Source organism: Pseudoalteromonas sp. PS5, assembly GCF_004103255.1.
In the GTDB taxonomy this organism is placed as follows: Bacteria; Pseudomonadota; Gammaproteobacteria; order Enterobacterales; family Alteromonadaceae; genus Pseudoalteromonas; species Pseudoalteromonas peptidolytica.
This window is the reverse complement of sequence record NZ_RCSQ01000046.1, coordinates 1-14077: the sequence shown is the minus strand read 5'-3', so window position 1 is coordinate 14077 and position 14077 is coordinate 1. Positions and strand designations below refer to the sequence as shown.

Below are 14077 nucleotides of genomic sequence, written 5' to 3'. Positions count from 1 at the left end.
CTGGTTGATTATTCATAGAGGATGTTTAGTTATTCGTAATGACGCGGTACTTTGGTTTTAATAACAGCGATATACCCATGCCAACTGGCGTATGCAAGCAGTGGCATAATCACGATAAAACCAGCAGTTCCAGTAGCAAACCCGACCATAACGAGGAATACCAAAATTCCACACCACACAACCATAGCGCCGAAATTCTCTTTCACGGCATGCATAGAGCTTATCACTGCTGTCATAATATCGACGCGACGCTCCATCATGATTTGTGGGGTAAATGCCGAAATTGCAAACACACATACCAGTAAGATCCCTCCCACAATAGAGCCCAAGGCTAAAAATGCTGAGAGTTGCTCAAATGTGGGGTTGGGTACGTTTGGATACAGAGCGTGAATTAGTGCTGCAAGGCGCATCCACACGATCATGATAACCATTAATAGCACTGCAAACCCCCACTCTCCTGCGGGGTTTCTAAACATAGACTTCAGGCTATGTATCAAAGTTGGCTTGTGACCTTTCTCTAGTTCCCATGCAACATCATACAACCCCGCGGCAAAAGCAGGGCCAATTAATGCAAAGGCAACAGCGGCAGGCAGGATCACCAAATGGGTGCCAGATTGATACACAAGCCACATGATGGTAGCTGGAATTAAGGTAAAGATCAGTCCGTATAGTAAACTTAGTAAAGGGGCATTAGCCAAATCTTTGCACGCTAGTGCAAGCCAATGAAACGGCGCCATCGCAGGTACTTTATTGCACTCAAAGCAACGCGCAAACTGGTGATTTTTATCTATAGAATGTGTAGCAGGCATAACCATTCCTCGTAGTTGCTCTCATGTTTAGGTTTAGTGGAACATTGACAATCCCGCAAGCTAGAACAAGCTATAATTTAAGGATCGCCGCGCCCAAACAGGACATCTGTCCTGTACTTGAAAGGCATTAACTATAAACATTACGCTTTACTAATCACTAAGGTTTACTATGGAAAAGGTATTTCACTTAGGTCTTACCAAAGCCGACCTAAAAGGCGCCTCACTCGCAATTGTTCCGGGTGATCCAGAACGTTCAAAGCGTATCTCTGAATATTTAGACTCTCCGGTGTGCTTAGCACAAACTCGCGAATTTCATATCTACCTTGGCTTTTTAAATGAAAGTCCAGTAGTAATTTGCTCAACAGGTATTGGTGGTCCATCAACTTCCATCGCTGTTGAAGAGCTAGCCCAACTTGGTATCACCACTTTTCTAAGAATTGGTACAACAGGCGCTATTCAGCCACACATCAATGAAGGGGATATCCTAGTTAGTACAGCCTCTGTGCGCTTAGATGGAGCTAGCCAACATTTTGCACCAATTGAATTTCCAGCGGTGTCCGACTTTGGCGCAACTTCAGCAATGGTTCAAGCATGTGAATCGCTAGGTATTACCCATCATGTCGGTATCACAGCATCAAGCGACACTTTTTATCCAGGCCAAGAGCGTTATGACACTTACTCAGGATATGTACGTAAGGCATACCAAGGCTCGTGTGCTGAGTGGCAAAAGTTAAATGTTATGAATTACGAAATGGAGTCTGCAACCTTATTCACTATGTGTGCAGCATTAGGGTTAAAAGCAGCTTGCCTTGCAGGCGTACTCGTGAACAGAACACGTCAAGAGATACCGAATGTCGACCACCATGACGTCGAGAAAAAAGCGGTTACTGCGGTACTAAAAGCGGCGGACATCCTTTTACATCAACACAAGTAAAATTACTTCTGCTTGATCTTAACTGTAATAAGTAGGTTCAAGCCGATCTTCGCTGCTAAGGCTCGAGAATTATAGAGATTGAGTAGTTACTCAATCTCTACATGCCTTAATAGATTTTGCGCGTCATAGGCACTGAGCACAGCTAAACTCACCGCGTGCTGGTTCGCTTTGCCGCGTTTTTCCACAAGTGTAATTGACTCCACATCAGCGTCCAACAACGTTCTTCCTGACATTGCCAACTGACTTAATGCGCTCTGTAGCGGCGACAAACTTGGATTATAAGCTGCATTTTCAGCGTACCGGCCAAAAAAGCGCTCTCCGGTTGCTAACGTTATTTCCACCGCACTGCGATTTTTTGTGTAAGGGCAATAAGAAGCAAGATAGTGTTGATACAACTTGTCACTTACCGTTGCAGGAAGACCCAAAACTGCTTCGCTGTGTGGATGCTGTGCAAACAGTTTTTCTTGGTTGTCTAAGTCGTCGGGACCAAATGAAGTCGGCAGCAACGCATTGAGCGTTGTTTTGCCCGAAGGCAATAAAATATCAAGTTCTTTAGCTGTGTTTAATTCATTCATGAACTGACGACAAAAGCCACAAGGTGCAGCATTGATTGTCATTCTTGAAATTTCTGCCGCCCCATTTAGCCACGCATTGTTGATTGCAGCTTGCTCAGCATGCACCACCAAAGAGAGAGCTTGATGAGAAAACTCAAGGTTGGCGCCTAAAAACGCTTGGCCGGACTTATCGTCCCAAGCAATAGCACCAACATAAAAGTCTGAAATAGGAGGCGTTGCAAATTCTGCTGCAACTTCAAGTAACACCGCTTCCAGTTCAGACTCCGACAATTGAAAGCGTGTTTTGTAGGTAGTTAAAAGGTCATAACTGAATATTCCGCGTTTAGCTATGGCATCTTGCTTCAACGCGTTTTTTAGAGATAGTTCTTGTTTTGCCATATTGTTGTCATGTTTATCTATGGCAGGATAGTTTACGCAAGAGTTAGAGTCGACTCAACCATTCTCTTGCAGATTTAAAGCATTCAAAATTCTCGGCGCTGATATTAAAGCGTTTTACTTTTTGTAAGAATAAGTCGTGCATGTAGCCTTCAAAACCCACTACTCGTGCGATATGCAGATTACCAATATGATGTACAACTTTTGGCATAATATTGACAATATCAATAGCCGCAAAACGGTGTTCCAGCTCGCTCACATCTACTAGGACTTTACTACTATTATGCTTTTTAGCGTACAAATTAGCTTTTTCATACGCGCTGACAACATCATTTGCAGTAGCAACACCTCTGACCTTCATCATAATTAAATCATGACACTCATCGAATGTGACGCTAGTAGAAATTTTGTGCATGTTTCGAAAACCTATCACCGAACTATTCTTGACTAAAACAAATATAATAACTGGTTGAACCAGCCGCACATTTTATAGCTCAATGAGAATTACTGTCAACAAATATAAGATTAAAAAACTAAACAAAATGGAAAAACCAACCCATTAGGATTGGTTTTTTTAATATGATCAATACAAATGTTAATTACCGTGTGAATGAATTATCCCACATGGCACATCAACCAGTATTTCGCATTCCAGCAGCTATTCCCGTCATCGTTATCATTAAGGCGAGCTCTAGGTCATGATTTGTGTCTTCTCTCACACGTTTAAGAAGCTCCACCTGCAATAGATTCAGCGGATCAGTATAAGGGTTTCTAAGTGCTATTGACTCTTTAATCCAAGGCTGCTGCGATAGTAATGAAGACTCAGGCGCAAGCCCTCTAATAAGCTCGATTGCTTGTTGTAAATTTTCTCTTAGTTCATCACCAAGACCTTTATATTCAGCGCTGACAAGACTGGTATCGTACATTTCGCTCAACCAAAGGTCTGCTTTACAAAATACCATCTCTAGCATCTCAAGGCGTGTTCTAAAAAACGGCCACTTCGCACTCATTTGCTGCAAGGTGTCTTTGCCAAACGCTTCAATTGCAGCCTCGAGCCCTTCCTTAGCGCCTAACCATGCAGGTAGCATCAGGCGGTTTTGGCTCCAAGCGAAAATCCACGGTATCGCTCTTAAGCTTTCAACCCCGCCTTGTGGGTTACGCTTGGATGGCCTTGAACCGAGCGGTAACTTAGATAGTTCTTGCTCTGGCGTAGCCATTCTAAAGTAAGGAACAAACTCAGGCGTTTCCCGAACTACTTGTCGATACTTATGACAAGAGGCCTCACTGATTGTGCGCATTACTTCAACCCAAGTAGGCTCGGGTTTTGGAGGAGGTAATAAGTTACTTTGAAGAATTGCACTGGTATAGATAGAGAGACTTTGCATCGCCACTTTCGGTAAACCGAATTTAAAGCGGATCATTTCACCCTGTTCGGTGACTCGTAATCCACTTTTTAACGAGCCTGGTGGTTGTGAGCGTAACGCTTGAGCAGCTGGAGCACCGCCGCGACCAATCGTACCACCCCGACCGTGGAATAAAACCAGTTCAATACCTTTTGTATCAGCCAACGTAACCAGCTGCTCCATAGCCTCATACTGTGCCCAGCCAGCAGCCATCATACCCGCATCTTTTGCTGAATCGGAGTAGCCAATCATTACATACTGTTTTACGCCAATAGTTCCTTTATACCAGGTGTTATCAAACAAACCGGAAATGACTGTTTGTGCGTTATTTAAATCATCTAAGGTTTCAAATAATGGGGCAACAGGCAAATCAAATTGGCAGCCACTTTCTTGTAATAATAGATGCACCGCGAGTATGTCAGATGCACTTTGTGCCATTGAAATAATATAAATACCCAAAGCTCTGCTATCTTGCTGGGCGATAACTTCAAATGTTTCTAGTACTTCTTGGACATTTGCACTCGGTTGCCAGTGACGCGGTAGTAACGGCCGTCTGGAGCTCAGCTCTGTAAGCAAGAAGGCCTGTTTATCTTCCTCTTGCCACTGCGCATAATCGCCCAACCCGAGATAACGCGTGAGCTCAGAAAATACCTCAGTGTGCCTTGCCGAGTCTTGACGTATATCCAATTTACACAAGGACACACCAAAACAGTCTATTCGTCTCAATACATCTAATAGTAATCCATCAGCAATATTACTCATGCGGCAGGCAACCAAAGACTGATAACAGGCTTCAAGTGGCTCTCTGATTTGAACCACTTCTTTTATTTTATCTTGGTACTGAGAAGGCATACCTTTGATCTTATACTCTAGCGCCGCAATAGTTTCTTCTACATCGGCCCGCAGCTGTTTGAGCACATAGCGATAAGGCTCGTGACTACCATTGGCACGTTCACTGAAAGGTGCTGACGCGTGACGCATCGACAGCTCAGCCCCAAGCGTTTGTAAGTCTCGACGGTATAAATCCAATGCCATCCAACGACCATGGTCTAGTACAGACTGAGTAACATGTGAGGTAACAAATGGGTTTCCGTCTCTGTCACCTCCCATCCAAGAAGTCAGTTGAATTGGGCTAAAGTGTGCAGGTAATTGTAAATTTAATCGTGTTTTAACTTGCGTATTAAAATAGCGAACAAACTTCGGTACTGCCTCCCACAGGCTATTTTCAATAACCGCAAAACCCCACTTTGCCTCATCCAGAGGTGTCGGTCGCTTCTCTCGAATATCACTGGTATGCCATGCCTGAGAAATTAACTGTTCAATGCGATCAAGTACTTCATCGTAAACAGGGTCTTCACCTGAGATGTTTTCCAACAGCTTTAAACACTCGCTTAGCTCCACATGTTTGTTGATTATGGTTCGTCGAGTCACTTCTGTCGGGTGCGCTGTTAACACTAAATCAATTTTAAGTTTGCTGATCACGTCAGCGACTTCATTTAAAGTCAACTCACCTGCTTCTACTTTGCTTTGTAACTCGTCGAGTGTGCGGTCTATTTCACCCATCACGCCGTCTGGCGCCCCCGATTTTGAGATGGTGTGAAATTGCTCAGCAACATTTGCAAGGTTTAGAAAGTGATTGAATGAACGGGCAACAGGCAATAAAGCCTCGTCACTTAAACTGCGTAACGTTTCGATTAACACCAGCCTATCTGACTCGTTCCCACTTCTGGAGGATTTTGCCAAATGCCTGATTTCTTCAACTTTGTCTAACGTCTCTTGCCCTTGTGCTTGTTGAATTATCTGTCCTAACATCTGGCCTAGAAGGCTTACGTTACTGCGTAGGCTTGCGTATTGCTCTGTCATACAATCTCCTTGATGAAAAGATACTCGAACTTCACTATACCGAGAATTTTTTTAATTGCGAACGATCTATTTTCAAGACAATAACGTAAAAAAATGACAAAGAATCACGTTAATACGGTTTGGGAATGATTGTATTTTATGATGGTAACTGTCCACTATGTATGAAAGAAATGGACGCGTTAAAAAGTGCAGACAAGGCAAATAAACTAGATCTAGTAAACATTCATAGCCTGCGCTTTGAACACGACTTCCCCGAAATTAGCAAACAAGCCGCTATGACCAAACTCCATGCTTATGACAATCAAGGCCAGCTTATTCTCGGGCTAGACGTCACTGTAGGCGTATGGAGGGCAGTAGGCAAGCATCGCTGGCTAGGGTTACTTCGCCTGCCTGGCGTGAAGCTTATCGCGGACAAATTTTATCTATTCTTTGCAGCCCATAGAATGAAAATTTCGAATTTACTAATGCCAAATCAATGTAGTGTTAATCAAAAAGGGAAGTGTGACGGTGACAGATAAGGCGATTATGGTGATTGGCGCCAGTTCAGAGATTGCCAAGGCTTTTATCACCGAGCAGGCCAATCGCAACCCTGACCTAAAAGTGATTAGCATCTCAAAAAAACCTAGTGGTCATGACCAAAATATAGCGGCTCACTTTCAATGCGATTATTCACCAAGTCAAATTTCTCAAGTCGGTAAATCTATAAAAGAGCTCAACCTCACTATTGTAGGCGTTACAATCTTTAACGGAGTGCTGCACAGAGAAGATGGCAAGCTACCAGAAAAAAAGCTGGAGGAAATAGACCTCGATTACAGCATGATGCTGTTTAACATAAATACAATGCTGCCTATGTTGTGGTTGCAAGCCCTGCTCCCAGCCTTGAAAGGTAAACATTCATGCGTGGTAACAGCATTATCCGCCCGAGTTGGTAGCATCAGTGACAATCAACTTGGCGGTTGGTATAGCTATCGCAGCTCTAAAGCCGCCTTAAATATGATGTTTAAGTCCGCTGCAGTGGAACTTGCAAGGCGAGCAAAAAACATCAAGCTGGTACTGTTTCACCCTGGCACAACCGATACTCCGCTATCTAAACCTTTTCAAGCTAATGTACCTAGTCACAAGCTGTTTAGTCCCACATTCGTAGCAGCACAACTCACTGATATTATTGCAAGTCAAAAAGTTGATGGCACAGTAAGTTATGTAGACTGGCAAAACAAACTAATCGATTGGTAGATAAATAATGAAACACTTTTCAAACGAAGACATCAACAATCTTGAACAGCGTTACCGGGCGTTGTTGGTAAACTCTCTCTCTGGCTTTAAAAGCGCAAACCTAATTGGTACAGTGGATAGTGCAGGACAAGAAAACCTGTCTATTGTTAGCTCTGTGTTTCACCTCGGTGCGTGTCCGCCGTTAGTTGGGGTTATATTTCGCCCCCATAGTGTTCCAAGGCACACTCTTGAAAACATATTAGAAACCAAGACTTATACTATTAACCAAGTAAATGCACAGATTTATACCGCAGCTCATCAAACTTCAGCTCGGTATGGTAAGGACGAGTCTGAATTTGAGCAAACAGGGCTTACTGCTGAATATTTAAACGGTTTCTCTGCTCCTTTCGTCGGTGAAAGCCGTCTAAAATACGCACTCGAACTAAGAGATCATCAACGCATAAAACTCAATGATACCGAGTTGGTCATAGGAGAGATAATCTCTTTGCATGTCGATGAAACTGCACTACAGCCAGACGGCTATGTTGATATTGAAGCACTAGAGAGCGTTGCAATTTCAAGCTTAGACGGTTATCACACAACCAAACGCTTAAATAGACTTGAGTATGCCAAAGCACACCAGCCGACGCGCATTAAAAAATTAGGTTAAGGCGTTACAAACCCTTTAATAGCTCCAGCAAATCGCGGAGTTCTTCCTCAAAATCCGCCTCTTGTTTATCGCTCATTGTCGCTTTTAGCCGTATTGCTAAAGATGCGGTCGCAGCTATTCTTCTATTTTGTATTTCAACGATGCGTGCAGGCAGCTGCTGTGGTTCAGTAACAATCGCTTTTTGAAATAAGTCCGTAGATAGGTGCTCGTCATTACTGAGCATTAGCGCTTGCTTAAATTGGTTGAAGCGGCGCTGTTGATGAGCGCGCCACACTTGCCGTGCAAATTCTCCTTGCTGGTAATGCTCATTTATTATCGCTCTTTGAACGTTATTCAGCTTACCAAGCCAACGCTCATATCGGCGATACTGATCTCCGTCTTGCCACTCATCCTTTAGCAACTGAGTCTCCAAATTAGTGATGAGCACCTCCTTTTGTTGCCGATTTAACGTGTTTAAATGATGCACTAACTTTGGAAACACTTGAGCGACAACAGAGTACCAGTAGTGACGTGTGGTATCGAACATTGCCACTACATCCGCTTCTGTCATCTCCTGCCAATTGTTGATAAGTGATTGAACTTGAGACTGATACTTGGGTAATTCTGATTGTCTATGCCAATTGACCAAGGCTTCAACATCAGACTCTAGTTGGTCTTCTTGTTGAGCGGTGAGATCCACAAAGTCTGATATATAATAGCTCGCAAGCCACCCAAGGTTGTTGTACGCCAAACGTTGGCTACAACCAACCAAAATGGTGACACAGAAAATCAATAGCACGCCCTTTTTCATTCCACTACCCTGCTCTTTTTTATTATTTTATATTAACGTAAGCAATCGCATTTTAGATTTGAATTTTGTAAATCCTTGTTTCTGGGATTAGAATAACAAACAATACAATAAGCATAGCTACCTAAAGGAGATCTATGATGTTAGGCAAAATTTCCAAGGCATGTGTCGTGTTGGCATTACTTAGCCAAGCGCCATTTGCAAACGCAGGATTAGAGGAAGGTATTGATGCGCTTAATGCCGGTAGATTTGAGGAAGCGCTACAAGAATTCAACTATTTAGCAGAAATGAATTATGCCCCAGGTATTTATCAATTAGGTGTAATGTATGAAGGTGGCTATGGCGTTATCAAAAACCAGCGCAAAGCTGCTGAGTTATTTCAACAAGCCGTAAAACTTGGGGAAGCCGATGCAATGTTTGCTCTGGCAGTGATGTATGATGAAGGTCGCGGTGTAAAAAAAGATCGTTCAAAGTACGTTGAATTAATGAAACGAGCGGCAAACAAAAACATGCCCGCAGCACAATTTAACGTTGCACTTATGTATGCTAACGGAGATGGCGTGACGCAAAGCTACCGTCAGGCTCTAAACTGGTACGAAAAAGCCGCAGCAAACAACTATACCTTAGCCATGTTCAATTTAGCTTTGATGTACTTCCAGGGGTTAGGTGTTGAAAAGAGTATTGAGCGCTCCTATGTTTGGAACACCTTAGCAGAGTTCAATGGTTATGCAGAAGCAACAAAAAGTCGCCTCCTTGATGAGAAACAGCTTTCACCTTCACAAATAGAGCAAGCAACGGAGCTTGCCAATAGTATTTACGAGCGTATTCAAGCCGGTAAATATGTAGCTGAAACAAGAACTAAGTAATTTAGCACAGTTGTAGCGGTAAACTGGCTTTAGGAAGCTAGGCCAGTGCATCGCTACTAAGCGGTCTGCGCATTTCAGCGCCCCGTATTTATTATTATTTTCGCAAATATAACCACTCTAAGGGCTTGGTTAACAACTTAGAATGACCGAGCAGCATCTTATTGCGCCATTTGGTGTTTTTAGAGTGCAACACCGACTTCTTGTGACTAAAAGTATAAAACCCTTCTTCGCCATGGTACTGCCCCATTCCAGAATGCCCTAACCCACCAAATGGTAATGACTCTACTGCAACGTGAATAACCGTTTCATTAATAGCAAGCGCACCCGCAGCTAACTCCCGAGAGGCCTTATTAATCGCATCTGATGACTGCGTAAATAGGTAGCTTGCAAGCGGGGTTGTATCTTCTCTGATATATGCAATCGCACCTTGTAGGTTGGCTACCTTTAAAATCGGTAAAACGGGCCCAAACAACTCTTCTTGCAGCACCCGCATAGACTTGTCGACCTCAGTGACAATATGTAGTGGTAATTGCCGGTTATCTTGAGACGGCTCTGCCTGCCATACATTAGCCCCCTTGTCTTTAGCATCGCTAATGATGGTGTTTAAGCGCTGAAACTGCCTTTCATTAATGATGGCTGTTTGATTTTTGAGGCCAACTTTAGGCTGATAGGACTTCTTATAGTGACGTTTTAATGCTGCAACCAGTGCATCAAACTGTTCATGATGAACCAGCACATAGTCAGGTGCGACGCAGATCTGTCCGGAATTAGACAATTTCCCCATTAAGATACTCATTGCAGCTGTATCAATATCGGCATCATCCAACACAATGACTGGAGATTTTCCACCGAGTTCTAAGGTCACCGGAGTCAGATTTTTCGCTGCTGCTGCCATTACTTTTTTGCCGACCTCAGTTGATCCAGTAAAAAGCAAGTGATCAAATGGCTGTTCAGTGAACATAGCGGCAATATCAGGGCCTCCCTCTATCACACAGACCTCATTATCTAGCCCATCAAATAATGTACGGATCACTTTATTGACTGCTGGTGTAAACTCACTGAGTTTAAGCATTGCTTTATTGCCAGCAGCGAGTGCTGTGATAACAGGAACTATCGCAAGCTGGATCGGGTAATTCCATGGCGCTATCACCCCTATTACTCCCTTGGGCACAATATCAATACCAGCGCGACTGGGTAGCCACTGTATACCTGCAAATCGACGCTTGCTTCTACTCCAGCGGGGCAGGTGTTTACTTATGTAGTCAATTGCATTAACACACGGCATAATATCAGCAATAAGTGTGTCAAACCGACTTCTTTTGCCAAAGTCCTTGTCTGCGGCAGCAACAAACTGCGCTTGAAGTTTTAACATTCTGCTTTTCACATCACGCAGTAAACGCAATCGCTTCTCAATAGCCGGATAAGGCTCTTGATGAAACTGACTTTTTAGCTGTGTAAACGTGGCAATTAAATTACTGGTATTGTCTTCAATCATTGTAAGATCCTACTATCACTCGACTCGAATATAGCAAGGAACAAACCTAGGGTCTATTAATACCAATTAGACTTAATACTTGCTCAATTAGAAGGAGTAAATTTGACGCTAACAGCGTTAAAAATTTCTTATTTAGAACAACTAAATAGCAAAATTTTTGCCTTGCCTACACGGAGCTAGGTACCTTGGCTATAGCAGAACGCGGTAGCGGGGTTATGGGCAAGATTTTCTAGCCTCAAAATAAACCACTTAATTAAGATAATTGGTATAACATTTTGGATAACCCCTAAGAGCGATTCAACAGTAAACGGTGGGTTAACTAGAAAAAATGGGTTAGAAGATTGGTTTTATACTCGTTGAGACAGGCTGCGTATGACCGAGTTGCCCTTCGATGGACACAGCCTGTGGAGAATGGCAACTTTAAAACCCTAGTATGGCGCTCGCTAAAGTCAAGGTTACAAACGTAATTAAACATATCGCCACCAAGTTCAACACGAACCCAGCTCGGATCATATCTTTTATTCTTATCTGCCCTGACCCAAATACGATGGCATTTGGTGGAGTTGCTACAGGCATCATAAATGCGCAGCTTGCAGCAATAGCAGCGGGCACCACCCAAACTAAGGGCGAGCCTGTTATCGACTCTGCGACGGGACCAAGCAAAGGTAAAAACCCGGCCGCTGTCGCAGTATTACTGGTAATTTCCGTTAAAAACGTGATCAACGCCGCAACCACTAACACGCTCAGTACCAGCCCTATTGCATCCGCGCCAGCCAACAGGTTAGCAATGTAGTCAGCAAGGCCTGATGACTTAATTTGCGCGGCCAATGACAATCCACCACCAAAAAGTAATAAGATTCCCCAAGGTACTTTTGCTGCGCTTTCCCAATCAAGTAGGCGCTCATCACTATTTGCTTTTGCCGGTAACACAAAAAGCAGTAATGCAGCTGCAATTGCGATACCAGTGTCAGATAGTTTTAAACCAGTAAAATCACCAATAAGCGGCCTAAAAACCCAACTAAGCGCTGCAAGCACAAATATGGCAAATACACCTTTTTCAGCCCTAGACATGTTACCTAGCGCTGCTAGCTGACTGGTAAATAGAGACTTGGTATCAATACTTACCGCTTCTTGGTCTACCTTATAAGTCACTTTTGTTAGCCAAAACCAAGCAAATGCTAACATCACGATTGATAGCGGCACACCTATCATCATCCATGTGGCAAAACCAATTTCTATTTGATAGCTATCCGACAAATATGCTGCCATTAGAGCGTTTGGCGGTGTGCCAATGAGCGTTGCAATTCCACCGATACTGGCACCATAAGCAATAGATAAAAGTAACGCTTTAGCAAAGCTTTGACTGTCACCACCTTGCTCTCTCACTAGGTGAATAACAGAGAGCGCAATTGGTAACATCATCACTGCCGTTGCTGTGTTAGACATCCACATGGATAAAAAAGCTGTGACGGCCATCATCGCCAAAATTTGAGTGCTAGGTTTGCTGCCCGCGACTAACATGGTGTTGAGTGCAATACGCTTGTGTAGCCCCCACTTTTCCATCGCGATAGAGATAAGAAAACCGCCCAAGAACAAGTAAATTAAAGGGTGTGCAAAAGGAGCTGCAGCACTTTTCATTGAAGTTATTCCGGCCAAGGGAGAGACCACTAAAGGCAACAAAGAAGCCGCAGGGATAGGGACAGCTTCCGTTATCCACCACGACGCTAACCAAAATGTTAGCCCTGCGGTTCGCCACGCTTCAATGGACATACCTGCTGGTGGCTCGGTTAAACACGCTATCAACATAACGATAGGACCTAACCACAAAAATAATTGCGACCTTTTGTTTTTTGTACTTTCAACTGTCATGATCGGATCTCTTTAAAATCTGTACTTCAATCCAAGCGCTATACTCGTATCATCTTCTGTATCAAGGTCGAGCCGTGTTGCCATTGCATACAAGTTAGTTTGCTTATCAAAGAGATAGTCTGTTCCCAAACTCCATTGCGTTGCATCTTCGTCATGGCGTAATCCGCTGGTGTCTCGGGCAAACTGTAATTTAGGACGCCAATGATCGCTTAGCTGATAACTGGCACTCACCACATAGCCCTTGCCTGATTTATCTTTTGCCAGATTTTCACTGTCTTGGATAATGGCACCAAGTTGTAACTTTTGCCACTTGTAAGCCAGAGCAATGCGCGTAGCTAGCAAGTTGCCGATACTGTCTGTATGACTGAGCGCTATATAATACTGTTTATTTTTTAATGCTCGATCGCCATAAATTGCTGTCGCAGCAAACCCTGCTTGTTCATTACTCGCATCATCTTTTGGAGTATAAGTGAGAGAGAACGACATATTATTCCAATTTGGCGAAGTGTATGTAATTGAGTCTCCAACTCTATCTTGTCCAGCAAGGACTTGGGCGATATCACTTTGTGTTTCATTAAACTGATCAACTTTACCTTCACTAAACTTAAAGCGGGTATCATTGCGACCAATTAGCACAGTGCCAAATTGTCCAGCAAGGCCAAGATAGGTGTTTCTAGCAGAAAATGGCTCTGTTGTGTCGTCATGTTCAAAGCCCTTTACCTGCACTTCATATTTATAAACAAGTTTTAGGTCACTTGCTAACGTATGCTCGCCCTTTACCCCAATTCTTGAAAACGGTGCATCAATTTGCGTCCCAGCTTTAGTGTATCGCATGACCCCTTTATCCGTATTTGCGATTTGGACTTCTGCTTTGCCGTAAATACGATAGTCTGCTGCCATCACACTGGCGGTCGCTGATGTGGCTAACACAGCCACGATAAATTTACTTGCCGTCATTGCTTATCTCATTTTTTTGATTGTTGTCACTCGGTGTAACGCAATTCTGAGACCAGCATTATTTTTTAATTTAGAATCATGAAGATATAAAAATTCACTACAACTAATTGATACATAGTGTGCGGTTTTCCACACACGCAACCTTTATGTTTGTCACTAACTTCACCCACACTCGTGCAAGCTCACAGACCTTTTAATTATCCGAAGTTCATATATGGGTCTCCTCCATTTTTGCAAAGTCATACCAATTTGCTTAATTAAG

General features: G+C 43.3%; 13 protein-coding genes. 5 read left to right on the top strand and 8 right to left on the bottom strand.

Translation table 11 applies throughout. The features are described from left to right. Positions 1-29: 29 nt before the first annotated feature. Entirely contained in the window at positions 30-809 is a 780-nt protein-coding gene (locus tag D9603_RS06375) for a DUF2189 domain-containing protein (protein WP_125253465.1), read from the bottom strand. Between the two features lie 169 nt (positions 810-978). Here D9603_RS06375 and udp point away from each other — a divergent pair, with 169 nt between their 5' ends. Beyond that, on the top strand, positions 979-1743 hold the full coding sequence (gene udp, locus D9603_RS06370) for a uridine phosphorylase (RefSeq protein WP_125253464.1): 765 nt from the start codon (positions 979-981) through the stop codon (positions 1741-1743). A gap of 86 nt (positions 1744-1829) precedes the next feature. On the opposite strand, the gene cdd is transcribed toward udp, so the two are convergent. The 3 genes from cdd to ppc form a co-directional block, all read right to left on the bottom strand. Then, entirely contained in the window at positions 1830-2696 is an 867-nt protein-coding gene (gene cdd / locus D9603_RS06365) for a cytidine deaminase (protein WP_128730690.1), read from the bottom strand. 43 nt (positions 2697-2739) lie between these two features. Further along, positions 2740-3108, bottom strand: coding sequence for a hypothetical protein (locus D9603_RS06360; protein WP_125253462.1), 369 nt, complete (start codon positions 3106-3108; stop codon positions 2740-2742). Positions 3109-3325: 217 nt separating this feature from the next. Beyond that, positions 3326-5959, bottom strand: a complete 2634-nt coding sequence (gene ppc / locus D9603_RS06355; protein ID WP_128730689.1) for a phosphoenolpyruvate carboxylase — start codon at positions 5957-5959, stop codon at positions 3326-3328. A gap of 125 nt (positions 5960-6084) precedes the next feature. Between ppc and D9603_RS06350 the strand changes: the two genes are divergently transcribed. The 3 genes from D9603_RS06350 to D9603_RS06340 are packed head-to-tail and all read left to right on the top strand — an operon-like array spanning position 6085 to position 7841. Then, positions 6085-6477 (top strand): DUF393 domain-containing protein, encoded by a 393-nt coding sequence (locus D9603_RS06350; RefSeq protein WP_128730688.1) that lies wholly within the window; start codon positions 6085-6087, stop codon positions 6475-6477. After that, on the top strand, positions 6467-7192 hold the full coding sequence (locus tag D9603_RS06345; protein WP_128730687.1) for an SDR family NAD(P)-dependent oxidoreductase: 726 nt from the start codon (positions 6467-6469) through the stop codon (positions 7190-7192). The genes D9603_RS06350 and D9603_RS06345 overlap by 11 nt, the downstream gene beginning before the upstream one ends. 7 nt (positions 7193-7199) lie before the next feature. Beyond that, positions 7200-7841: a flavin reductase family protein gene (locus D9603_RS06340; RefSeq protein ID WP_128730686.1), complete on the top strand. Its 642-nt coding sequence runs from the start codon at positions 7200-7202 to the stop codon at positions 7839-7841. A gap of 4 nt (positions 7842-7845) precedes the next feature. On the opposite strand, the gene D9603_RS06335 is transcribed toward D9603_RS06340, so the two are convergent. After that, positions 7846-8631, bottom strand: a complete 786-nt coding sequence (locus D9603_RS06335) for a DUF6279 family lipoprotein (RefSeq protein WP_128730685.1) — start codon at positions 8629-8631, stop codon at positions 7846-7848. A gap of 137 nt (positions 8632-8768) precedes the next feature. Between D9603_RS06335 and D9603_RS06330 the strand changes: the two genes are divergently transcribed. Beyond that, entirely contained in the window at positions 8769-9494 is a 726-nt protein-coding gene (locus D9603_RS06330) for a tetratricopeptide repeat protein (RefSeq protein ID WP_125253504.1), read from the top strand. Between the two features lie 94 nt (positions 9495-9588). Here the strand turns inward: D9603_RS06330 and D9603_RS06325 are convergent, their stop codons facing one another. The 3 genes from D9603_RS06325 to D9603_RS06315 form a co-directional block, all read right to left on the bottom strand. Then, on the bottom strand, positions 9589-10989 hold the full coding sequence (locus D9603_RS06325; protein ID WP_128730684.1) for an aldehyde dehydrogenase family protein: 1401 nt from the start codon (positions 10987-10989) through the stop codon (positions 9589-9591). Positions 10990-11409: 420 nt separating this feature from the next. Further along, positions 11410-12858, bottom strand: coding sequence for an SLC13 family permease (locus D9603_RS06320; protein ID WP_125253455.1), 1449 nt, complete (start codon positions 12856-12858; stop codon positions 11410-11412). A gap of 12 nt (positions 12859-12870) precedes the next feature. Beyond that, a complete protein-coding gene (locus D9603_RS06315) occupies positions 12871-13815 on the bottom strand; it encodes a porin (RefSeq protein WP_128730683.1) in 945 nt (314 codons plus the stop codon). Between the last annotated feature and the right edge of the window lie 262 nt (positions 13816-14077).

Excerpts from the sequence above, each read along its gene's own strand:
- D9603_RS06375 (WP_125253465.1), bottom strand. The coding sequence starts at position 809 with ATGCCTGCTACACATTCTATAGATAAAAATCACCAGTTTGCGCGTTGC.
- cdd (WP_128730690.1), bottom strand. The coding sequence starts at position 2,696 with ATGGCAAAACAAGAACTATCTCTAAAAAACGCGTTGAAGCAAGATGCC.
- udp (WP_125253464.1), top strand. The coding sequence starts at position 979 with ATGGAAAAGGTATTTCACTTAGGTCTTACCAAAGCCGACCTAAAAGGC.
- D9603_RS06330 (WP_125253504.1), top strand. The coding sequence starts at position 8,769 with ATGTTAGGCAAAATTTCCAAGGCATGTGTCGTGTTGGCATTACTTAGC.
- D9603_RS06350 (WP_128730688.1), top strand. The coding sequence starts at position 6,085 with ATGATTGTATTTTATGATGGTAACTGTCCACTATGTATGAAAGAAATG.
- ppc (WP_128730689.1), bottom strand. The coding sequence starts at position 5,959 with ATGACAGAGCAATACGCAAGCCTACGCAGTAACGTAAGCCTTCTAGGC.
- D9603_RS06340 (WP_128730686.1), top strand. The coding sequence starts at position 7,200 with ATGAAACACTTTTCAAACGAAGACATCAACAATCTTGAACAGCGTTAC.
- D9603_RS06315 (WP_128730683.1), bottom strand. The coding sequence starts at position 13,815 with ATGACGGCAAGTAAATTTATCGTGGCTGTGTTAGCCACATCAGCGACC.
- D9603_RS06335 (WP_128730685.1), bottom strand. The coding sequence starts at position 8,631 with ATGAAAAAGGGCGTGCTATTGATTTTCTGTGTCACCATTTTGGTTGGT.
- D9603_RS06325 (WP_128730684.1), bottom strand. The coding sequence starts at position 10,989 with ATGATTGAAGACAATACCAGTAATTTAATTGCCACGTTTACACAGCTA.
- D9603_RS06360 (WP_125253462.1), bottom strand. The coding sequence starts at position 3,108 with ATGCACAAAATTTCTACTAGCGTCACATTCGATGAGTGTCATGATTTA.
- D9603_RS06320 (WP_125253455.1), bottom strand. The coding sequence starts at position 12,858 with ATGACAGTTGAAAGTACAAAAAACAAAAGGTCGCAATTATTTTTGTGG.